Genomic DNA, 22236 nt, shown 5'->3' with positions numbered 1-22236 from the left:
GCGGCACTTACGTCTTTGACAGAACTCTGAAGCTTTAGTTTAGGCGAGCATGGAGTCCTTGTAAATCATAGACTTCCAGGTCCTTCAGATACCGCAGGCCTTCGACGGCCGCGCGCGCGCCCGACATCGTCGTGTAGTAAGTGACCTTGTTCGCCTGCGCGCTCATGCGAATCGAACGCGAATCGGCGATCGCCGCGCGCGTTTCGTCGACCGTCGTGAAGACGAGCGCGATCTCGCCGTTCTTGATCATGTCGACGATGTGCGGACGGCCGTCCTTCACCTTGTTGACGACGCGCACGGGCACGCCCGCCGCTTCGATCGCCGCCGCCGTGCCCTTCGTCGCGACGAGCGGATAGCCCAGCTCATGCAGCATGCGAGCGACCTCGACGGCCTTCGGCTTGTCGGCGTCCATCACGGTCAACAGCACTGTGCCCGATTCCGGCAGACGCGAACCCGCCGCAAGCTGCGACTTGAAGAGCGCTTCGCCGAACGTGCGGCCGACGCCCATTACTTCGCCCGTCGAGCGCATTTCCGGTCCGAGCACCGGGTCCACGGTCGGGAACTTCACGAACGGGAACACGGCTTCCTTCACGCTGAAGTACGGCGGCACGACTTCCTTCGTGATGCCCTGCTGCGCGAGCTTCTGGCCGACCATCGCGCGCGCCGCGATCTTCGCGAGCGGCAGGCTCGTCGCCTTCGACACGTACGGCACCGTACGCGATGCACGCGGGTTCACTTCGAGCACGTAGATGATGTCCTGCTTCGAGCCGTCTGCCTGCGCAACCTGCTGGATCGCGAACTGCACGTTCATCAGGCCGATCACGTTCAGCGCCTTCGCCATCGCGCCCGTCTGGCGCTTGAGCTCGTCAACCGTCTCCTTCGACAGCGAGTACGGCGGCAGCGAGCACGCCGAATCGCCCGAGTGCACGCCCGCTTGCTCGATGTGCTCCATCACGCCGCCGATGAACACCGTGTCTCCGTCCGAGATGCAGTCGACGTCGCATTCGATCGCGTCGTTCAGGAAGCGATCGAGCAGCACGGGCGAATCGTTCGACACCTTCACGGCCTCGCGCATGTAGCGCTCGAGATCGCGCGGCTCGTGGACGATCTCCATCGCGCGGCCACCGAGCACGTACGACGGACGCACGACGAGCGGATAGCCGATTTCGTCGGCGAGCTTCAGCGCTTCTTCTTCCGCCCGTGCAGTGCGATTGGGCGGCTGACGCAGATTCAGGTCGTGCAGCAGCTTCTGGAAACGCTCGCGGTCTTCCGCGGCGTCGATCATGTCCGGCGACGTGCCGACGATGGGCACACCGTTCGCTTCGAGATCGAGCGCGAGCTTCAGCGGCGTCTGGCCGCCGTACTGCACGATCACGCCAAGCGGCTTTTCCTTGTCCACGATTTCGAGCACGTCTTCGAGCGTCAACGGCTCGAAGTACAGGCGGTCCGACGTGTCGTAGTCGGTCGAAACGGTCTCGGGGTTGCAGTTGACCATGATCGTTTCGTAGCCGTCTTCGCGCATCGCGAGCGCGGCGTGCACGCAGCAGTAGTCGAACTCGATGCCCTGGCCGATCCGGTTCGGGCCACCGCCCAGCACCATGATCTTCTTCTTGTTCGTCGGGTTCGCTTCGCACTCTTCCTCGTAGGTCGAGTACATGTACGCCGTCTTCGTCGCGAACTCGGCCGCGCAGGTGTCGACGCGCTTGTAGACGGGGCGCACGTTCAGTTCGATGCGGCGCTTGCGCACGTCGTCGCCCGCCGCGCCGAGCAATTTGCCAAGGCGGCGATCTGAAAAGCCGCTCTGCTTCAGATAGCGCAGCTCTTCCTTCGACAGGCTCGCGAGCGTGCGGCCTTCGAGCGCCTTTTCCTTGCGGACGATTTCTTCGATCTGCGCGAGGAACCACGGATCGATCGACGTCTCTTCGAACACTTCCTGTTGCGTGAGGCCCAGGCGGAACGCGTCGCCGACGTACCAGATGCGATCCGGACCGGCTTCGCCGATCTCGCGGATCACTTCGTCGCGGCTCGTGGTTTTTTCGTCGAGACCGTCGACGCCGACTTCCAGGCCGCGCAGCGCCTTCTGGAACGATTCCTGGAACGTGCGGCCGATCGCCATCACTTCGCCGACCGATTTCATCTGCGTGGTCAGACGCGGATCGGCTTCGCGGAACTTCTCGAACGCGAAGCGCGGAATCTTCGTGACGACATAGTCGATCGTCGGCTCGAACGAAGCCGGCGTCTGGCCGCCCGTGATTTCGTTCTTCAGCTCATCGAGCGTGTAGCCGACGGCGAGCTTCGCCGCGACCTTCGCGATCGGGAAGCCCGTCGCCTTCGATGCCAGCGCCGACGAACGCGACACACGCGGATTCATTTCGATGACGATCATCCGGCCGTCATTCGGGTTGATCGAGAACTGCACGTTCGAGCCGCCCGTATCCACGCCGATCTCGCGCAGCACCGCGAGCGATGCGTTACGCAGGATCTGATATTCCTTGTCCGTGAGCGTCTGCGCGGGCGCGACGGTGATCGAATCACCCGTATGGATGCCCATCGGGTCGAGGTTCTCGATCGAGCACACGATGATGCAGTTGTCCTTCTTGTCGCGGACTACTTCCATCTCGTACTCTTTCCAGCCGAGCAGCGATTCTTCGATCAGCAACTCGCGCGTCGGCGACAGATCGAGGCCGCGCTTGCAGATTTCTTCGAACTCCTCGCGGTTGTACGCGATGCCGCCGCCCGAACCGCCCAGCGTGAACGACGGGCGAATAACGATCGGATAGCCGCTGCCGCCCGTGAACGCGGCGATTTCCGCGTGTACCTGCATCGCTTCTTCCATCGAATGCGCGATGCCCGACTTCGCCGAGCCGAGGCCGATCTTCGTCATCGCGTCCTTGAACTTCTGGCGATCCTCCGCCTTGTCGATCGCTTCCGGCGATGCGCCGATCAGCTCGACGTTGTACTTCTCCAGCACGCCGTGATGATGCAGATCGAGCGCGCAGTTGAGCGCCGTCTGGCCGCCCATCGTCGGCAGGATCGCGTCCGGACGCTCCTTCGCGATGATGCGTTCGACGACTTCCCACGTGATCGGCTCGATGTACGTGACATCGGCCGTGTTCGGGTCGGTCATGATCGTCGCCGGATTGCTGTTGACGAGAATGACCTTGTAGCCTTCCTCGCGCAGCGCCTTGCATGCCTGCGCCCCCGAGTAGTCGAACTCGCACGCCTGGCCGATGATGATGGGACCCGCGCCGATGATGAGGATGCTCTTGATGTCTGTCCGCTTGGGCATAACGCTCTCGCTAATGTATTCCTGAGTTCTTTCCGTTGGCGCGCCGGCGGTGTGCCGTTCGGACCTGGCCCAAATGGGCCAGCCGTCCGGCGTCGCGGGGCGCGCTCTTTTCTGTCGCTGCTCGCGAGCGGCTGCTGCCGGCGCTGCTCTCGACTCTTATGCCGCCGCCGACTTCTTGCCCTTCTGCTGATCCATCAACGCAGTGAAGCGGTCGAACAGATAAGCGATATCGTGCGGACCGGGCGATGCTTCCGGGTGGCCCTGGAAGCAGAACGCCGGCTTGTCCGTCAGCGCGAAGCCTTGCAGCGTGCCGTCGAACAACGAAACGTGCGTGACCTTTGCGTTGGCGGGCAATGTGTCGGCGTCGACTGCGAAGCCGTGGTTCTGCGACGTGATCACGACGCGGCCGTCGTCGAGATCCTTCACCGGATGGTTCGCGCCGTGGTGGCCCGTTTTCATCTTCATCGTCTTCGCGCCGACGGCGAGGCCCATGATCTGATGGCCGAGGCAAATGCCGAACGTCGGAATGCCGCGCTCGATGAACTCGCGCGTCGCGGCGATCGCGTAATCGCACGGTTCCGGGTCGCCGGGGCCATTCGAGAGGAAGATGCCGTCCGGATTGAGCGCGAGCGCGTCGGCTGCCGTCGCTTGCGCCGGCAGCACAGTGACCTGGCAGCCGCGTTCCGCGAGCATCCGCAAGATGTTGTACTTCACGCCGTAGTCGAACGCGACGACACGATAGCGCGGCGTGTTCTGCATGCCGTAGCCGCTGCCGAGACGCCATTCCGTCTGCTTCCATTCGTACGGCTTTTGCGTCGACACGACCTTCGCGAGGTCCATGCCCGCGAGGCCCGCGAAAGAGCGAGCGAGTTCGATTGCCTTCGCCTCGTCATCCGAGCCTGCGAGAATCGCACCGTTTTGCGCGCCCTTGTCGCGCAGCACGCGCGTGAGCTTGCGGGTGTCGATACCGGCAATCGCGACAACGCCTTCGGCCTTCAGGTAATCCGGGAGCGTGCGCTCCATGCGGAAATTCGACGCGAGAACGGGCAGATCACGGATGATCAGGCCGGCGGCATGGACTTTCGTGGCTTCGACGTCTTCGGCGTTCACACCGACATTGCCGATGTGCGGATACGTCAGCGTGACGATCTGGCGCGCGTAGCTGGGGTCGGTCAGGATTTCCTGATAGCCGGTGATGGCCGTATTGAAAACGACTTCGCCGATCGTATGACCGGGCGCGCCGATCGAGTAGCCGCGAAAGACCGTGCCGTCGGCGAGCGCGAGAAGAGCGGGAGAAAATGACGGCAACACGGGAGACTCCTTGGGGAGCACCCTGTTGCCGACCTGTCTATCCGACCGTGCGGGCCGCGGCGAGGCGCATCGGACGATGCGCGCGCAGGCTCGCTCGCGTGTCGCTGTTCGTGGCGTCGTATCGGGCGCCGCAGCGCTTGCAATCGGCCCATTGTGTAGGCGGACTGGCAGTCTGCGGGCCGCTGGCGACGGTAGCCGGTGCGTTCACGAAAACCTGACCGGAACTACAACCGGGTTGACTACTACGATGCGCGGCGGATGAACGGTGTGGGAGAGGTAGGCGCTAGGGTGCGGGTTGATAAGCTCAAACCTTGAAATTATAGCCTGAAATGACCCTTCTCTCCAAATCCGAGATGGGCGGCGACCGGGGCGGCGCGGCCCCGGCAGGCGCGGCAGGCACGAACGACTTGCGAGCCACGCGGCCCGCATGATCGTTTCATTCGATATCAGAATACGCCTGCGAGCCCCGCGGTTGGCGCTCGCCGTGACTATGCGAAGGGATTTTCGCGAGCACGCGGCTCGGTAGCACGTACCAGACGGCGCTCGCCAGTTGAAGCGCAACGAGAATGCCCCACGCGGTCAGATGCGCGACGGGCGGATAGTGGCCGCCGACGGGCGTCCAGATCGACAACACCGCGCCCACGCCGATCTGAAAGCCGAAAATCAGCAGAAAAATAATCAGCGTTAGCGTGGTGTTCGCGCGGCCGATCAGATGCGGCGGGAAATGGCGCGCGAGCACCGCATAGCTCAGAATGCCCACGCCGCCGAAAATTCCATAAGCCGCCCACAGCAGACCGGCCGGCAGCGGCGCGCGAAACATAATCAACAGTTGCGTGACGACGAAAAGCGCCATGCCGACGCCGCAGAACGCATACAGCGACAGCCCGCGCCGCTCCATGCTGCGCGCTGCCGCGCCGAAGCCCACGCAGCCCGCCATCATCGCGAAACCCAGCACCGACACGAGCGCCGCCGCCTCGTGCGGCTGGAAGCCCGATACGTCGCGCAACCACGCGCCGACCCACAACGACTGCATTGCGTAAAACGCGCCCTGCGTGACAACCGAGAACGAACCGATCTTCCAGAACGCCGCGCTGCGCAGAATGTGCCAGGTGCCCTTGAACTGCCCAACGAGGCTCGCCTGGTGGTGTGCTTCCTTCCTTTCGGGCGCGAATATCCACAGCAGCGCGGCCACGACGATCGTCAGGACGACGAGCGCGAAACAGACGGCGCGCCAACTCGCGAACGTCAGCACCCACGTCAACGGCGAGCCGACAACAACCCCACCCAGACCGCCGACGGCCATCACGAGCCCGTTCATCAGCGGCAGACGCGCGGCCGGAAAGTGCTGCGCGAGCGCCTTGAACGCCGCGCCCAGACACACCGACACGCCGACGCCAATCAGCAGCCGCCCGACCATCATCGCGCCCACACCGTGCGCCGCCCCGAACACGCCGATGCCGACAGCGGCGAAGAGCAGCATGCCCGCCGTCACGCGACGCGGTCCGTAATGATCGAGCAAGACGCCCGCCGGCAGTTGAGCGCCCGCGAAGCCGAGGAAATAGAGACTGGTCAGCAAGCCAAGATCGGCGGCCGTGAGTCCCAACTCGTGCGTGATCAGCGGCGCGAAGCCGAGGTTCACGCCCCGAAACACATACGAGACGAAGTAACCGGCGGAGAACAGCAGGAAGACACGAAGTGGCGTCGATGACATGAGGCGTCAGCAAGACGGTCCAGCGGACCCGAGGGTGAACGATAGCGGCAATCGCACTTATCGTGGCGCAAGACCGCGCGGCCCGTGCGGGAAACGTCAGCGGCCATCACCCGAAATGACAAGCGGAAACGAAAAGCGGAAATGAAAAACGCCGTCACCACAGGTGACGGCGCTCAGGAAAACGAGGAGAGATCGGAGCGCACTTCACGCGCTGCCCCCGCAGCGCACGTTCGGTCGCCCTCGAAAAGGCCGCTTGTTGTCTACTTGCCCTTCTTCGCGCTGGCCGAGACCTTGTGGCGGCTCGAAGTCTCGCCCTTCGACGCCTTGCCGGCCGCTTCCGTCGAGACCTTCGTCATCTTGCCCTTGGTGGCCGCCGGCTTGCTGGCCTTGCCGACCGGCTCCGAAACCTTGACGACGCCCGAGTGGCCGCGGCCCCGTTTCTTATCGGAGTGCGACCCGGAACGCGAGTCAGCAATCTGCGCACTCGTCCGCTCGACGCCACCGCCGACAGGCACCGTAGCCAGCTTCTGCGGGCCCGGCTCGGCCGGCATCGCCTTGCCGACGGGCACGTGCAGCACGATCACCTGACCCGGCATCACGACGTCGCGCCGGGTACGGTTCCATGCCTTCAGCTGCCCGATCGACACGTCATAGCGGTCCGCGATCAGCGCCATCGACTGCTTGCGGCGCACGCGGATCAGCATCTTCCGCGTGTCGGGCACGTCCGGCTCCATCGCGAGCACGGCGCTTTCGGCGACATCGGCACTGATGTCTTCGTCGTCATCGTCGGCGCGCGGCACGACGATCGTCGAGCCCGGCTTCAGGCGCATGCCCGCCGGAATCTTGTTGACGGCCATCAGCGTGTCGGCATCGACGCCGATCTTCTCGGCGATCGCCGCCGGACGCGAGCGTTCCGTGACCGTGTAGGTCGTCCACGACGACAGCGAACCCGAGTACGACTTCAGGTTGCGCTCGAAAGCGCTGGCGTTGTCGAACGGCAGCAGGATTTGCGGCTGCGTCGCGCCCAGGATGACCGGCTTCTTGAACGACGGGTTCAACGAACGGAACTCGTCGGGCGTCATGTTCGCGAGCTTGGCCGCCGTATCGACGTCGATGTCGTGCGACGTCGTAACCGTCACGAAATACGGGTGGTTCGGAATGGTCGGCAGCGTGAGCCCGAACACCTGCGGATTCATCACGATGTTCTTGACGGCCTGCAGCTTGGGCACGTAGTTGCGTGTTTCCAGCGGCATGCGCAGGCTCTGGTAGTCCGTCGGCAAGCCGGCGGCCTCGTTGCGCGCGATCGCGCGTTGCACGTTGCCCTCGCCCCAGTTGTACGCGGCGAGCGCCAGATACCAGTCGCCGAACATATCGTGCAGACGCGACAGATAGTCGAGCGCCGCGCTGGTGGACGCGAGCACGTCGCGGCGCTCGTCCTGCCACATGTTCTGCTTCAGGTTGTACGTGCGGCCGGTGCCGGGCACGAACTGCCACATGCCTGCGGCCTTCGCAACCGACAGCGCCTGCGGGTTGTACGCGGACTCGATGAACGGCAGGAGCGCCAGCTCGGTCGGCATGTGGCGCGCTTCCAGTTCTTCGACGATGTGATACAGGTACTTCTGCGACCGCTCGGTCATGCGTTGAACGTAATCGGGACGCTGCGCATACCAGTTCGCCTGCATGTCGACGAGGTCGCTCTGCAGGTCGGGGATCTGAAAACCACGGCGGATGCGGCCCCAGAGATCGGAGTCCTCGCTCGTCAACTGGTCGACTGAACTCTGGTCGACGTTGATCGTTTCTTTGGCGGTGGCGGTCTTGCGAAGGGTGTCGGCTACGGCTTGCTGGCTAGCTGGATTGGAAGCAGTTGAAAGGCTGTTCGTCGTTGGCCCCTGGCTCGCGCACGCGGCGAGCGTCAGGACCAATAACGCGCTGAAGATAAATCTCATGAACGTCTCGGCTTCCAAAGGGCTGGAATTTGCAGCCGATAGTACGAAAGTGCGCCTTTTCCGTCAATCGGAAAAACGTGAAAAACGTCGCGAAATCTGGAGCTTGGCGTTTTTTTCTATGATTCGGATGAGCATGCCCCCATGCTTTACCAGGTTAGCGGAACCTGTTCTTCCATTCGCGCATCAGCGTGAAAGCGGCCAGCCGGTCGGGCACTGATTCGTGCAATTGTTCGGCGAGCGTCGCCTGGACGGCCGGCTCGCCCGCGCGCAAAAACGGGTTAACGGCGCGTTCGTGAGCGATCGTCGTCGGCAGCGTCGGGACGTCGCGCGCACGCAGGGCCGTCGCTTCATCGCGCCAGGCTTGCAGCTTCCCGTTGTCCGGCTCACATGCGAGCGCGAAACGGATGTTCGACAGCGTGTATTCGTGCGCGCAATGGACTTCCGTTTCACCCGGCAGGGACGCGAGCGCGTCGAGCGATTCCAGCATTTGCGCGGGCGTGCCTTCGAACAGCCGTCCGCAGCCGCAGGCAAACAGCGTGTCGCCGCAGAACACATGCGGCGTGCCGAGCGGGTCGGCGGGCTGGAAGTACGCGATATGGCCGCTCGTATGACCCGGCACGTCGAGAATCGTGAAGTCGAGTGGCGGCGCGTCGATGTGCACGGCGTCGCCGTTGTTGAGTCGCGTGGTCAGCCAGGGAATCGCTTCTCCTGCGGGACCATAGACGGGCACGTCCTGGCCATCCAGCAGATCGGCCACTCCGCCGACGTGGTCGGCATGATGGTGCGTGAGTAAAATAGCGCTCAGCCGCCATCCCCGTTTTGCCAGACAGGACTTCACCGGGGCGGCATCGCCGGGATCGACGACCACGGCATGAAGGCCGTCCGACACGACCCAGATGTAATTGTCATCGAATGCCGGGACGGGCACGTACTCGAGCGAATTCATAGGCGACGCATTCTTCAACATGTCTGACCGATCGATTATAGACTGGCCTGCCTGGACCACCTCCCCTCCCGGACGCTACGTGCTGGAGTGGGAGCAGGCGCAGCTCGACCGCGTCGTGTCCGACGTGTTCGGCTATCACGCGCTGCAGCTCGGGCTTCCGCAACTCGATGCGCTGCGCGAGAACCGCATGCCCTGCCGCGGGCTCGTGCTCGACGCCGAAAGCGGCGCGAGCGCGCCGTACACGTTTCCGCGCGGCGTCGCGGGCGGCCTGCCCGGGCGCCACGCGCCGCCTGGGCGCAGCTCCGTCTGGTGCGATCTGCTGGATCTGCCGTTCGAGGCGCAAAGCGTCGATCTGATCGTGATGCCTCACACACTGGAATTCACGCGCGATCCGCACCGTCTGCTGCGCGAAGCCGAGCGCGTGCTGATGCCGGAAGGCCAGCTGATCATTCTCGGCTTCAATTCGCTGTCGCTGTGGGGCGCGCGGCAATCGGTCGGCAAGGTGACGGGGCGTGCGTTCGTGCCTGCCGCGCACGATCTGATCGCGTTCACCCGGCTAAAGGACTGGATCAAGCTGCTCGGCTTCGATCTTGATCGCGGACGCTTCGGCTGCTATCGTCCGCCCCTCGTCGGCGAGAAGTGGCTGTCGCGCTATCAGTTCATGGAAGCCGCGGGCGACCGCTGGTGGCCGATCTTCGGCGCCGTCTACATGGTCACGGCGATCAAGCGCGTGCGCGGCATGCGCCTCGTCGGTCCGCTGAAAGTCAAGAAACCCGTGCTGGCCCCCGGCCTGACACCTGCCGCCACACCCAATACACGCAACAAACATCAATGAGTTCTGACCTGATCGAAATCTTCACCGACGGCGCCTGCAAGGGAAACCCCGGCCCGGGCGGCTGGGGCGCATTGCTGCGCTATGGCACGCAGGAAAAGGAACTGTTCGGCGGCGAAGCGAACACGACGAACAACCGGATGGAGCTGATGGCCGTGATCGCCGCGCTCGAGGCATTGAAGCGCCCGTGCAAGGCAGTCGTGCACACCGACTCGCAATACGTGCAGAAAGGCATCAGCGAATGGATTCACGGCTGGAAAAAGAAGAACTGGATGACGGCCGCGAAGGCGCCCGTGAAGAACGCCGATCTGTGGAAGCGGCTCGACGCGCTCACGCAGCAGCATGAACTCGAGTGGCGCTGGGTGAGAGGCCACTCGGGTCATCCAGAGAACGAACGCGCCGATGCGCTCGCCAATCGCGGCGTCGCAATGCTCGCGGATCTGTAGCGGCTCTTAACAGCAATTTTGCCTTTTAAGGCGTCCCATCAACCAGGCAGGGCAACTCCGACATGCGCCAAATCATCCTCGATACGGAAACCACCGGACTGAATGCAAAGAGCGGCGACCGCATCATCGAAATCGGCTGCGTCGAGCTGGTGAACCGCCGGCTGACAGGCAACAACCTGCACTTCTATGTCAACCCGGAGCGCGACAGCGATCCGGGCGCGCTGGCTGTCCACGGCCTGACGACGGAATTCCTGAGGGACAAGCCCAAGTTCGCGGAGATCGCGGACGCGCTGCGCGATTTTGTCACTGGCGCGGAGATCATCATCCACAACGCTCCGTTCGACATCGGCTTTCTCGATGCCGAATTCGCGCTGCTCGGCCTGCCGCCGTTCAGCGAGCATTGCGGCGAAGTAATCGACACGCTTGTGCGCGCGAAGTCGATGTTCCCGGGCAAGCGCAATTCGCTCGATGCGTTGTGCGACCGCTTCGGCATCAGCAACGCGCACCGCACGCTGCACGGCGCGCTGCTCGACTCGGAACTGCTCGCCGAGGTCTATCTGGCGATGACGCGTGGCCAGGAAAGCCTTGTGATCGACATGATCGGCGAAGCGACGTCTGGCGTTGCGGGCGGCCCGAAGCGCATGAAGCTCGATGAAATCGAGCTCGTCGTGCTCGCGGCCACCGACGATGAACTCGCCGAACATGAAGCGCTGCTAGACGGTCTCGACAAATCGGTGAAAGGGACGAGCGTGTGGCGCACGCAGCCTGCGACCGAAGAGGCATCCGCAACCGCCGATGCGCAAATTGCTTAAAAAGTGCTTGTCGAAGTCTTAGAGACCTGACATAATGTACAGCTCTTCGGGTGGTTAGCTCAGCGGTAGAGCACTGCCTTCACACGGCAGGGGTCACTGGTTCGATCCCAGTACTACCCACCAGATTCGAAGAAAAGCAGGCCCGGACGGAAACGTCTGGGCCTTTTTCATTTCTCATTCGATTTTCCTCGTTCGATTCTTCGTGGTGCTATTTCGCGGTGCCTTTTTGTGGGGCTACGCAGCCGCCCCAATGCCGCGCGCCATACCCGTCGCGGCAAACACCATCACGATCAGCAAAATGGCCTGCCAGTGACCGATGCGCGCAAAGCGCGCCGCGCCTGCCAGGTCCGGCGCATCCCCTTGCTTGACGGCGACGCGCCAGCGGATCAGCGCCATCATCGGCATTATTTCGAGAATCAGGATCAGCACGAGCGCCGCCATCTTGATGTGGAAGAGCGGCTCATGCAGGTAGTAATCGGCGCCCTTCTCGAAGCCGCCGAACACACGCATCAAACCCGTGACGATGAGAACGATGGCCGTAATGCCCCAACCGGCGTCCGCGAGAAACACGCGTGGCAGATCGGCCGGACCGGACAGGCGACGCAGCGCGCGCGTGCGTCCGATGATCGACGCGAGCGCGAATCCGTAGCCCAGCAGATGAACAGCGGCAAGCAACCAGCGGATCAGCATGGACACCTCCATGTTCAATGCAAAGCGGCCGTCGATGCTTCGGGAGAGAGACACCGGCGCAACTCGCGAGAGGCGCGCTCGGGAAAGCTCAAGCCTGGCGCAGGCTTGCGTCGAGCGCTCGGGCGGCCACGCGATCGCCTTCTGACGAAAGCGGTGCGCGAAATACCGTCTGCCGGTTATGGCCGGCTGCAGCGGGCGAATCCCACATGAGCTCGACCTTGGGACGGCGCAACAGGCCGCCGACGCCCGCGCGCTCGAGCGTCGCGTGACCGTTCGCGATGTGTGGCACTGTCGCGGGCTGCGCGCCGGACAGATCGACGGACGCGACGGATGACATCGCGCGCCGCACGCCGGAACCACCCGACGCGACATCGAGCCAGCGCAGCGACAATTCGCGCGCATCGTACTGGCCGAGCTTGCGGCTTTCGGCCCAGACGATCGCCGTACGCGTAACGGCGTCGATCGAGATAGCGAAGCGGCCGATCGCGAAGCGGCGCGCAGCGATATTCGTGCGCCACAGCGCGCGCGGCCGGCAGATCCAGACGACGGCGGCGTACAACGTCGGGGCCGCGATCAGCCAGCCGTTGGTCGCGGCGACGGCATTGAACGCGCGCCGCCAGCCAGCCGCCCAGACGAACGCGCCGACGGACCAGACGGCGAACAGCAAACCGAGAAATGCAAAAAGACGCAGCGCCTGACGCAGCCACTGCGGCAACGGATGAAACGGCCGCTCGGCGCGCGCCTTCGCGCCCGGCAGGAAAATCAGAAGGAACAGGAAGACGAGGTTGATACATGCCCACGGCGACGACGCCATCGCCTGAAGCGCAGTCAGCGGCTGCATCTCGCCCATCGAGAAGAGCCAGCGAGCCAGTATCACGAGACCGATGGCGCGAAGCGCGAACAGCGTGCCGGCGCCGGGCACTGCGCTCGCACGCGTCTGTTTCGTTCTCGCCAAAGCACTCTCCTCATGTGGATGGCCGCGCCGGATTTGCGGCACGGCCATTATAGGGATATTACGGATTCGTCTCACGGTTGCCGGCCCGGAATGCGCGCTTTCGAACCATTCGCCCTTGCGCCGCGCGCCCGCGTGCAGCGTAAATGCAACAACGCCCCGCATGTTCGGCACATGCGGGGCGCTGGTGGTGAATCGCAAGGACCGTCACAGAACCGGGTAACGGCGTCCGGACAGCCCTCGATAACGACGATCAGCCTGCGTTGACTTCGCGCAGCACCGTGCGGCGCTTCGTGCGCAGCAGTTCTTCGTACGTCTTCAGATAGTTCTGCGCCATCACCTTCGACGAGAAGCGCGATTCGAACGCCTTGCGCACCGTCGCGCGCGGCAGTTGATCCAGGCGCTTGACGGCTGCGACAGCGCTGATTTCGTCTTCGACGACGAAGCCTGACACGCCGTTTTCGATCACTTCCGGCACCGAGCCGCGCTTGAACGCGATCACGGGCGTGCCGCAAGCCATCGCCTCGATCATCACCAGACCGAACGGCTCCGGCCAGTCGATCGGGAACACCAGTGCATGCGCATTGCCGAGGAACTCACGCTTTTCGGCTTCGCCGATTTCCCCGATGTACTCGACGTGCGGGAGCGCCATCAGCGGTTTGATGACTTCTTCGTAATAGGCACGGTCGGCCTTGTCGATCTTGGCGGCGACCTTGAGCTTCATGCCTGCCTGGCCGGCAATGCGGATCGCGCGGTCGAGGCCCTTCTCCGGAGAGACGCGGCCGAGGAATGCGAGGTAGCCCGGCTCGACGTTGGGAATCGGCGTGAGCACGTTTTCCGGCAGACCGTGATACACGGTCGACAGCCAGTGCGCCTGCGGCAGCGGCTGGCGCTGATTATCGGAGATCGACACGACGGGCACGTCGTTGAACGTGCTGAAGATGGGCTGCAGTTCCGGCAGATCGAGACGGCCGTGCATCGTCGTCAGGAACGGCACCGGCTGGCGCGCGAACAGCGAGAACGGGTAGTAGTCGATGTGGAAATGCAGCACGTCGAATTCGTCCGCGCGGCGGCGCACTTCTTCGAGCAGCAGCATGTGCGGCGCCATCACGTCGCGGATCGTCGGGTCCAGACGCAACGCCTGCGGCCAGAATGCTTCGAGCTTCGCGGAGGTTTGCGAATCGCCGCTCGCAAAGAGCGTCACGTCGTGACCGAGCTCGACGAGCGCTTCCGTGAGATACGACACCACGCGTTCGGTGCCGCCATAGAGCTTGGGAGGCACCGCCTCGTGCAACGGAGCGATTTGAGCGATTCGCATAATGAAGAACTCCTCGTAAAAGATCAGGCAAAAAGACTGCGGTTTGGTAAAAGCGACTTCGCTTGCTCGCCAGGGCGCTCGGTTTCACAAGCAGCATCGAGCTGCATCGGAACGAGCCTGATTCTTTCGAGAAATTCCTGCGATGGATCGCTTGGTAAGACGCCAGCTTGGTCAGTGTCAAAGTCTGTGTTCTAGCCGTAAACGCGGCTCATGAACGGACGTTGACAAACTGTCAGATATTTCCTGACTGGATCGAGCATGCATTATCGATGCCTACCCGTCCAACCGGCCCCCGACATTTCAAAGTCTTTACGTTGTTACAGGCGCGAAACACTTCGCAAACCCTTGTTTTCTCAAGGCGTTTTACAGTGGGAACCTCGCATCGGCGCTAACGCCGCACGCCGTTTGACGACGGTCACCGGTGAACCGTCGACGAGCGTGGAGATATCGCCTCGCCGGCTTCGTATGCAATCTGTAATTGTATCTTGAAAATTCTCGCCAATGGCGTGAACCTCTTGACCCGCAACGGGTCCAGCCTGGGAAAGCTTACCGGTACGTGTCGCGAAAATAATCGCGCCCTCATTGGCCTTACCGCCATGCGAAATGGCTTTTGCATGTTTACAATGCGGGGCCTACGCTGGTTGTTACCAGCCTGTTACCAGCCGCGCCAGGCACAGCCGTTGCACGATCTGAACCCGACCCAAAGACCCACTGAACAATTGGAACATCTGACAATCGCCCAGCGCAACGCCCATAACGCAAAGCTCTCCGGCTATGCGAACCGGCCGCTTGCATTCCTCTTCCGCTTTATCCGCCGCCATCCGGTCGCCCATCTGGTCGTCCTGGGCAGCGTATTCGCGGCCGTGGGCTGTGCGCTCGCTTCGCAATATGCGATCAAGCATCTGATCGACGTGCTCGGCGAAGGCCGTCATCATCCGGGGCCGCTGTGGGGCGCATTCGCGATCCTCGTCGGCCTGATCGCCGCCGACAATCTGCTGTGGCGCGTCGGCGGCTGGGTTGCCGCACATACGTTCGTCGCCGTCACAGGCGACCTGCGCAAGGACCTCTTCCAGTACCTGAGCGGCCATTCGCCGACCTACTACGCCGAGAAGCAGCCCGGCATGCTCGCGAGCCGGATCACGGCGACGTCGAACGCGGTCTACACGGCCGAGAACACGACCGCATGGAACGTGCTGCCGCCGTGTATCGCCGTGGCAGGCGCGATCGTGATGATCATCTCCGTCAATCCGCTGATGGCGCTCGGTCTGCTGAGCTGCTCGGCGATCCTCTCCGTCGTGCTGTTCAAGCTGGCGGGCCGCGGCTCGGCGCGACACCACAACTTCGCGACTAGGGCGGCTGCCGTCGACGGTGAACTCGTCGACGTGATCGGCAACATGGGCCTCGTGCGCGCGTTCGGCATGACGTTCCGCGAACAGAAGCGCTTTGGCGCGACCGTGAAGTCGGAAATGGACGCGCGTCAGCAAAGCCTGCTTTACCTCGAGAAACTGCGTCTGCTGCATGCGGTGATCACCGCGCTGCTGTCGGCGGGTCTGCTCGGCTGGGCGCTGTGGCTGTGGGACCAGGGCAAGGCGACTTCCGGCGACATCGTGCTCGTCAGCTCGCTCGGCTTCACGATCCTGCACGGCACGCGCGATCTGGCCGTCGCGCTCGTCGACGTGACGCAGCACGTCGCCCGCCTCGCCGAAGCCGTGAAGACGCTGCTCGAGCCGCACGGCATGCCCGATCGCAACGATGCGACCGAACTCGTGCCGCAAGGCGGGCGCGTGACGTTCGAGAAGGTGACGTTCGCGTATCCAAAGCGGCGCCCGATCCTCGATCACTTCGATCTCGACATCCAGCCGGGCCAGCGTGTCGGCCTGATCGGCAAGTCGGGCGCGGGCAAGTCGACCGTGCTCGCGCTGCTGCAACGCTTCTACGAAACGCAGGGCGGACGCATCATGATCGACGGCCAGGATATCGCCGCGATCACACAGGACAGCCTGCGCCACGCGATCGCGCTCGTGCCGCAAGACATCTCGCTGCTCCACCGCACGGTCTACGAGAACATCGCGTACGGGCGGCCTGAAGCGACGCGCGACGAGGTGATCGCCGCCGCGCGCGATGCCCGCTGCACGGACTTCATCGAAGCGATGCCGGAAGGCTTCGACACGATCGTCGGCGATCGCGGCGTGAAGCTCTCGGGCGGTCAGCGGCAACGCATCGCGATTGCGCGCGCGATCCTGAAGAACTCGCCGATCCTGCTGCTCGACGAAGCGACCTCCGCGCTCGACAGCGCATCCGAAGAAGCGATCCAGAAAGCGCTCGACCGGCTGATGGTCGGCCGCACGGTGATCGCGATTGCGCACCGCCTGTCGACGCTGCACAACTTCGACCGCATCATCGTGATGAGCGCGGGCAAGGTCATCGACGACGGCAGCCCCGAAGAATTGCGCAACCGTCCGGGCCTGTATCGCGATCTGCTTGCGAAGCAGTACGGCAAGCAGTCGACGCTGCACGTCGGCGGGAAAAAATTCGACGAGCAGCATGTGGCGTGACGCGCGACGCATCGTCGGGTGAACGATCAACGGCTGAACGATCAATAGAAAAAGCCGCTTCAAAGTTCGAAGCGGCTTTTTTGTGCGCTCTCACTACGCATGCAAGCATGAAAAGCGCGGAGATCAACCCGCCGCAGCTTCGTTCGCCACTGTCTCCTCGTCGCCGGACACCTGCTGCAAATCGCGCATGAAATTGTCGCGCCACACGGACACGTTGTTCTCGCGCAACTGCGCGATCATGTCCTCGTAGCGGGCCTTGCGTTCGGCAAGCGGCATCGACAGCGCGGCGCCGAGCGCGTCGGCCATGCCGTCGACGTCGACGGGATTGACGATCAGCGCGCCCGTCAGTTCGTGCGCCGCGCCCGCGAAACGCGACAGCACCAGCACGCCGGGATCTTCCGGGTCTTGCGCCGACACGTACTCTTTCGCGACGAGATTCATCCCGTCCCGCAACGGCGTCACGTAGCCGACATGCGCCGTGCGAAACAGCGCCGCGAGCACGGGCCGTTCATATTGCCGGTGGATGTAGCGGATCGGCGTCCAGTCGAGCTCGGCAAAGCGGCCATTGATGCGCCCCGATTCGCCTTCGAGCTGCAAGCGGATTTCCTGATACGCGTGCAGGTCGGAACGCGTCGGCGGCGCGATCTGCAGCAACGACACCTTGTCGCGATACGAGGGCGCATGTTCGAGCAGCCGTTCGAACGCGCGAAAACGCTCGACGAGCCCCTTCGAATAATCGAGCCGGTCGACGCTCATGATCAGCTTGCGCCCATGCAGCGTCGCCTCGATCGTGCGCACCGGCTTGTCGTGCTCGCCCGCCTTGGCCAGCTCGGCGATTTCGTCGGGATACACGCCGATCGGATACGCCGCCGCGCGCAACGTGCGGCCGAACGCGTGGACGACGCTCGGCCCTTGCGCCGACGCATCGACGGTGCCGCTCGCCTCGTTGACGACGTAATCGCAGAACGCGCGCAGATCCGGTTTCGTCTGAAAGCCGAGCAGATCGAACGAACAGAGCGCCTCGACGAGCGCGCGGTGCGGCGGCACGGCAAGCAGCACTTGCGCCGCCGGAAACGGAATGTGCAGGAAAAAGCCGATGCGGTTCTTCACGCCCGCCGCGCGCAACGCCTGCGCGAACGGGATCAGATGATAGTCGTGAACCCAGATCACGTCGTCGTCGCGCAGAAGCGGCACCAGTTGCTGCGCGAGCCATGTGTTCACGCGGCAATAGCCTTCGAAATCGTGTCGATCGAATTGCAGCAGATCCGGCCGATAGTGAAACGCAGGCCACAGCGTCGCGTTCGAAAAGCCGCGGTAGTACTGGTCGTAGTCGCGGCGCACGAGACCGACGGTTGCGAATGTCACCGGGCCGCGCTCTTCCAGCCTGATTTCCGGCTGGCTGGAACCGAGCACCTCGCCGCTCCAGCCGAACCACATGCCGCCCGTTTCCTTCAGCGCGTCATAGACGCCCACCGCGAGACCGCCCGCTGCCGGGCCGCCTTCGGAAATGGGCGCGACGCGGTTCGATACGATGATCAGCCGGCTCATGACGCGTTGTTTCCGTGCGGGACGTACGGGAGGAAGGCCGTCGAGCGATGGTGAACGGACGTCATCATGCGTTGCGCGCGGCCGAAACGACTTCTGACAGCCACGCGATTAGCGCGCTCACCGAGCCGATGCGCGCCGCGGCAATCGTGTCGCCGCCACCGACCTTGATCGACAGGCCGCCGCGTTCGTTGACGACTGCGAAGCCCTTCTCGTCGGTCAGATCGTCGCCGGCGAATACGGGCGTGCGGCCCGTGAACGGCGGCTCGTCGAGAAACGCGCGCAGCGCGCGGCCCTTGTCGACATCCTTTGGCTTGATTTCGTAGACCATCTTGCCCGGCTGCAGCACATAGGCGCCCGGATAATCGGCGACGAGCTTTGTCGTCGCTTCGCGCGCGACGGGCTCGCGATCGGGCGCGTTGCGATAGTGCAGCGCGAGCGCCGCGCCCTTGATCTCCAGCAGCATGCCGGGATTCGCGTTGACGATGTCCGCGAGCACCTGCTCCATGCGCAGCAGCCGTTCGTCGTTGAAGCCGATGCGCTGCGTGTCGCCATTCGCATCGCGCCGCTCGGCACCGTGCAGACCGGCAACAGGCAGATCGGGCATGCCCAGAAACTGGTCGATGCTGTCGATGCCGCGACCCGATACGATCGCCACCGCGCCGTTCGTCAGACGCCGCAACTCGGCGAGCAAGGCGATGGCCTCGGGTTGGACCAGCACGCCATCGGGCGTCGGTGCCAGATCGACGAGCGTGCCGTCGAAATCGAAGAAAAATGCCGTCTCCGTCGGAGACAGAAATGCCGGAAGTGCTTGCATCGGTGTACGTTGCCTCTCAGCCGCTTGCAGCCGGAAAAGTGTGCGCATCTTACCGCGCATCGGTCGATTTTTCGAGAAAGTAAGTTTGCGCGTCGCGCGGGCGGGCAATCCGGACCGTTTGCCCGACAGGACAGATTCAAAATCCGTCGATCCGGCTACAGGCGCCTTTCAGCGCTCTGCGGCATATTGACTCGCTTTCTGCCTCGAAAGCCCACGGTACAACGGCGCGCGCAAAATTGCGATAGAGTCCCAACCGCGCTGGCCCGGAATAGCGGCATACCGAAATGCGTATTACCGGCATGTTGCCGGACACGGCGCACTGTTTGCGTCGCGTTCAAAATGCTGTCCGCAACGCGTTGGTCGCCCTCCTGAATCGAGTCGTCAAAGCTGCCTTTGTTCCCCAAAGTCCTCGTGTCCCACTTGCCGCTCTTCCCTTCCCGCGCTTTCATCCGACGACGCCTCGCCGCGCTGGGCATGTCGCTGGGCATGGCCCTCATCGCGGCATTCGGTATCGCGGGCTGCTCGCATTCCGGCGAGCCGTGGCATTTGACGGACGTGAGCGGCCATCTGCCGGACCTCGATTTCACGCTCACAGGCGACGACGGGCGGCCCGTCGCGGCCAGTTCGCTCAAGGGCAGCACATCGCTCGTCTACTTCGGCTATACGCATTGCCCGGACGTGTGCCCGGAAACGATGGGACGGCTGATCCAGGTCATCGGCAAGCTGGGGCCGGATGCGCAGAACGTGCGCATCCTGTTCGTCACCGTCGATCCGGCGCGCGATACGCCGAAAGCGCTGCACGACTACGTCGGCGCATTCGATTCGCGGCATGCGCACGGACTCACCGGCACGGACGCGCAGATCGAACAGCTGGCGAAGCACTATCGCATCGCGTATCAGATGGAGAAGCGCGATCCGAACGGCAATTACGAAGTGACGCACAGTTCGGCCGTCTACATCTTCGACGCGCAGAATCGCGCGCGCCTGCTCGCCACCGACCACGACACGCCCGACGTCATCGCCGAAGACGTGCGCCGTATCATCGAAGACCACTCATGATTTCCCACAGGTTCGCCATGAAACAAAAAATGAAAACGCTTTCGACAATCCACGCGCTCGCGTGCGCCGCCGCCATCGCGTTCGTCGCGACGGGCACCATCGCCGCGCATGCAGCCGACAACAAGCAGGCCATCGCCGCGCAGAACGCGTGGGTGCGCTGGCTGCCCAACAACCTGCCCGCGGCCGCGTACGTGACGCTGACCAATTCGAGCGACAAGCCCGTCGATCTCGTCGACATTTCGAGCGCCGATTACGGCAGCGCGATGTTGCATCAGACGGTCTCTAACGGCTCGACGCAAAAGATGGTGATGGTCGACAAGCTGACGGTGCCCGCGCACGGCCAGGCGTCGATCGCGCCGGGCGGGTATCACGTGATGCTCGAAGATGCGAAGCACAAGATCGCGCCGGGCGACACCGTGCATCTCAAGCTGCAGTTCTCCGACGGCGAAACGCTCGATGCGCCGTTCGCGGTCAAGTCACCCGCGCAAGCGAAGTAACGCCATACGATGAACCTGCTCTACTGGCTCGAACCCTGGGAGCCGTCGCCGACCGTCGTGATCGTCATGCTGATCGCCGCGCTGCTGTTTGCGCGCGGCGTGCGCAAGGCGAAGGTGTCGGTGGCGCGGCAACTGTCGTTCTGGTTCGGGCTGGTCGCGCTCTATATCGCGCTGCATACGCGGCTCGATTACTACTTCGAGCATGAGTTCTTCATGCATCGCGCGCAGCATCTGGTGCTGCATCATCTCGGGCCGTTCTTTATCGCGCTGTCGTATCCGGGCGCAGCCATGCGCGCGGGTATTCCGTTCGCGTGGCGACAACGTTTGTTGCGGCCCGCATTGCAGACGCGTTGGATGCGCATCACGCTGGACGTGCTGTTCCATCCCGTCGTCGCCGTCGTTTTGTTCGTTGGACTGATCTATTTCTGGCTGCTTTCGCCGATCCACTTCGTCGCGATGCTCGACTGGCGGCTGTATCGCGTGATGAACTGGAGCATGGTGATCGACGGGCTGATGTTCTGGTGGCTCGTGCTCGATTCTCGGCCCGCGCCGCCCGCGCGGCTGTCACCGGGGCGCCGCATTCTGATCGTCGTCGCGGCGATTCCGCCGCAGATCCTGCTCGGCGCATTTATTTTCTTTACGCCGCGTGAGCTTTATCCGATCTATTCGATTTGCGGGCGCGCGTTCACATGGCTCAGTCCGATGCGCGATCAACAGATCGGCGGACTCCTGCTGTGGATTCCTGGCTCGATGATGAGCGTGATTGGCGCGCTGATTGCGCTCAGGCATTGGATGAGACTGTCGGCACGCACGCGCCTTCGCAACGAGAAACGCGCGCCACAGACGGCAGCCGTTCAGTCGAAGCCGTCATCGAGCGCACTGCCCGTCAGACAGCATTGAGCCAACGCTGGCGTCAGGAAGACCGCATCCAGATATGCGGGATGCCGTCCTCTTCGTGGACTTCCGAAATCGGCTCGAAGCCGAACGCGCCATAGAACGCCTGCAGATGCGCCTGCGCGTGCAGACGCACGGGCGTGCCCGGCCACTGTGCATAGATGTGGCCAATCACGCGTTCGAGCATCGCGCTGCCGAGTCCCTGGCCGCGAAACTCGGCTGTCGTCAGCACGCGGCCGATGCGGATGTCGGCTTCTTCGTCGTCGGGCAACAGCACACGCAGATAGCCGGCGAGCTTTGCGCGCGCGCCGGCTTCGGGCACGCGATAAGCGAACAGATGCCAGGCCCCGGGATCGAGACCGTCGACATCGCCGTACAGACAGTTCTGCTCGATCACGAACACGGCCGCGCGCGCGGCCAGCATGTCGTAGACCTCGACGTTGCTCAGGTCGTCGAACACTTTCCAGCGCCAGTCGATATGCGTCGTCTCTTTGCTGCCGGTTGTGCCGCCGGCCGATTGCTGCTCGGTCATGAGATTGTCTTGTGTGGGACAGACATCCGTTGGACGTCAACGGGCCGATTATGCCGCGACGATGGGATGAAGGCGAGACGGCTG

18 protein-coding genes and 1 tRNA gene are annotated in these 22236 nt (G+C 63.4%); 8 read left to right on the top strand and 11 right to left on the bottom strand.

Features of this window, described 5'->3' with window-relative positions:
- Positions 1-34: 34 nt before the first annotated feature.
- The 5 genes from carB to gloB form a co-directional block, all read right to left on the bottom strand.
- Positions 35-3289, bottom strand: a complete 3255-nt coding sequence (gene carB / locus AABE10_RS08915) for a carbamoyl-phosphate synthase large subunit (RefSeq protein ID WP_342932889.1) — start codon at positions 3287-3289, stop codon at positions 35-37.
- A 156-nt stretch (positions 3290-3445) separates the two neighbouring features.
- Positions 3446-4600, bottom strand: a complete 1155-nt coding sequence (gene carA / locus AABE10_RS08910; RefSeq protein ID WP_342932888.1) for a glutamine-hydrolyzing carbamoyl-phosphate synthase small subunit — start codon at positions 4598-4600, stop codon at positions 3446-3448.
- Between the two features lie 436 nt (positions 4601-5036).
- Positions 5037-6311, bottom strand: a complete 1275-nt coding sequence (locus AABE10_RS08905) for an MFS transporter (RefSeq protein ID WP_342932887.1) — start codon at positions 6309-6311, stop codon at positions 5037-5039.
- A 260-nt stretch (positions 6312-6571) separates the two neighbouring features.
- Positions 6572-8257 (bottom strand): transglycosylase SLT domain-containing protein, encoded by a 1686-nt coding sequence (locus tag AABE10_RS08900; protein ID WP_342932886.1) that lies wholly within the window; start codon positions 8255-8257, stop codon positions 6572-6574.
- Between the two features lie 154 nt (positions 8258-8411).
- Positions 8412-9203 carry a hydroxyacylglutathione hydrolase gene (gloB, locus tag AABE10_RS08895; RefSeq protein WP_342932885.1) on the bottom strand — a complete coding sequence of 264 codons (792 nt, stop codon included), beginning with the start codon at positions 9201-9203 and terminating at the stop codon, positions 8412-8414.
- Between the two features lie 19 nt (positions 9204-9222).
- Between gloB and AABE10_RS08890 the strand changes: the two genes are divergently transcribed.
- The 4 genes from AABE10_RS08890 to AABE10_RS08875 all read left to right on the top strand — a co-directional run bounded on the left by AABE10_RS08890 (position 9223) and on the right by AABE10_RS08875 (position 11416).
- Complete coding sequence (locus AABE10_RS08890) at positions 9223-10038, top strand: class I SAM-dependent methyltransferase (RefSeq protein WP_342932884.1); 816 nt, start codon at positions 9223-9225, stop codon at positions 10036-10038.
- Positions 10035-10481 (top strand): ribonuclease HI, encoded by a 447-nt coding sequence (rnhA, locus tag AABE10_RS08885; RefSeq protein ID WP_342932883.1) that lies wholly within the window; start codon positions 10035-10037, stop codon positions 10479-10481. Before AABE10_RS08890 ends, rnhA begins: the two co-directional genes overlap by 4 nt.
- Before the next feature lie 62 nt (positions 10482-10543).
- Positions 10544-11293, top strand: coding sequence for a DNA polymerase III subunit epsilon (gene dnaQ / locus AABE10_RS08880; RefSeq protein WP_342932882.1), 750 nt, complete (start codon positions 10544-10546; stop codon positions 11291-11293).
- Between the two features lie 48 nt (positions 11294-11341).
- Positions 11342-11416, top strand: a tRNA-Val gene (locus AABE10_RS08875).
- A gap of 111 nt (positions 11417-11527) precedes the next feature.
- On the opposite strand, the gene AABE10_RS08870 is transcribed toward AABE10_RS08875, so the two are convergent.
- The 3 genes from AABE10_RS08870 to AABE10_RS08860 form a co-directional block, all read right to left on the bottom strand.
- Positions 11528-11983, bottom strand: coding sequence for a DUF2214 family protein (locus AABE10_RS08870; RefSeq protein WP_342932881.1), 456 nt, complete (start codon positions 11981-11983; stop codon positions 11528-11530).
- A gap of 88 nt (positions 11984-12071) precedes the next feature.
- On the bottom strand, positions 12072-12938 hold the full coding sequence (locus AABE10_RS08865; protein ID WP_342932880.1) for a hypothetical protein: 867 nt from the start codon (positions 12936-12938) through the stop codon (positions 12072-12074).
- Between the two features lie 250 nt (positions 12939-13188).
- Complete coding sequence (locus AABE10_RS08860; RefSeq protein ID WP_342932879.1) at positions 13189-14253, bottom strand: glycosyltransferase family 4 protein; 1065 nt, start codon at positions 14251-14253, stop codon at positions 13189-13191.
- 719 nt (positions 14254-14972) lie between these two features.
- On the opposite strand from AABE10_RS08860, the gene AABE10_RS08855 reads away from it, so the two are divergent.
- Positions 14973-16808 (top strand): ABC transporter ATP-binding protein, encoded by a 1836-nt coding sequence (locus tag AABE10_RS08855; RefSeq protein ID WP_342932878.1) that lies wholly within the window; start codon positions 14973-14975, stop codon positions 16806-16808.
- Positions 16809-16931: 123 nt separating this feature from the next.
- On the opposite strand, the gene otsA is transcribed toward AABE10_RS08855, so the two are convergent.
- Both otsA and otsB read right to left on the bottom strand, forming a co-directional pair.
- Positions 16932-18356 carry an alpha,alpha-trehalose-phosphate synthase (UDP-forming) gene (gene otsA, locus AABE10_RS08850; protein ID WP_342932877.1) on the bottom strand — a complete coding sequence of 475 codons (1425 nt, stop codon included), beginning with the start codon at positions 18354-18356 and terminating at the stop codon, positions 16932-16934.
- 64 nt (positions 18357-18420) lie between these two features.
- Positions 18421-19170: a trehalose-phosphatase gene (gene otsB / locus AABE10_RS08845; protein WP_342932876.1), complete on the bottom strand. Its 750-nt coding sequence runs from the start codon at positions 19168-19170 to the stop codon at positions 18421-18423.
- Positions 19171-19644: 474 nt separating this feature from the next.
- Here otsB and AABE10_RS08840 point away from each other — a divergent pair, with 474 nt between their 5' ends.
- The 3 genes from AABE10_RS08840 to AABE10_RS08830 are packed head-to-tail and all read left to right on the top strand — an operon-like array spanning position 19645 to position 21626.
- Positions 19645-20229, top strand: a complete 585-nt coding sequence (locus AABE10_RS08840) for an SCO family protein (RefSeq protein WP_342933091.1) — start codon at positions 19645-19647, stop codon at positions 20227-20229.
- A gap of 17 nt (positions 20230-20246) precedes the next feature.
- Positions 20247-20726 (top strand): copper chaperone PCu(A)C, encoded by a 480-nt coding sequence (locus AABE10_RS08835; protein WP_342932875.1) that lies wholly within the window; start codon positions 20247-20249, stop codon positions 20724-20726.
- A gap of 9 nt (positions 20727-20735) precedes the next feature.
- Positions 20736-21626 carry a cytochrome c oxidase assembly protein gene (locus tag AABE10_RS08830; RefSeq protein WP_342932874.1) on the top strand — a complete coding sequence of 297 codons (891 nt, stop codon included), beginning with the start codon at positions 20736-20738 and terminating at the stop codon, positions 21624-21626.
- Between the two features lie 13 nt (positions 21627-21639).
- Here the strand turns inward: AABE10_RS08830 and AABE10_RS08825 are convergent, their stop codons facing one another.
- Entirely contained in the window at positions 21640-22152 is a 513-nt protein-coding gene (locus AABE10_RS08825) for a GNAT family N-acetyltransferase (protein WP_342932873.1), read from the bottom strand.
- Positions 22153-22236: the final 84 nt, after the last annotated feature.

This window comes from Paraburkholderia diazotrophica, assembly GCF_038900755.1.
GTDB lineage: Bacteria > Pseudomonadota > Gammaproteobacteria > Burkholderiales > Burkholderiaceae > Paraburkholderia > Paraburkholderia diazotrophica_A.
This window is presented reverse-complemented; position numbering and strand designations above follow the sequence as displayed.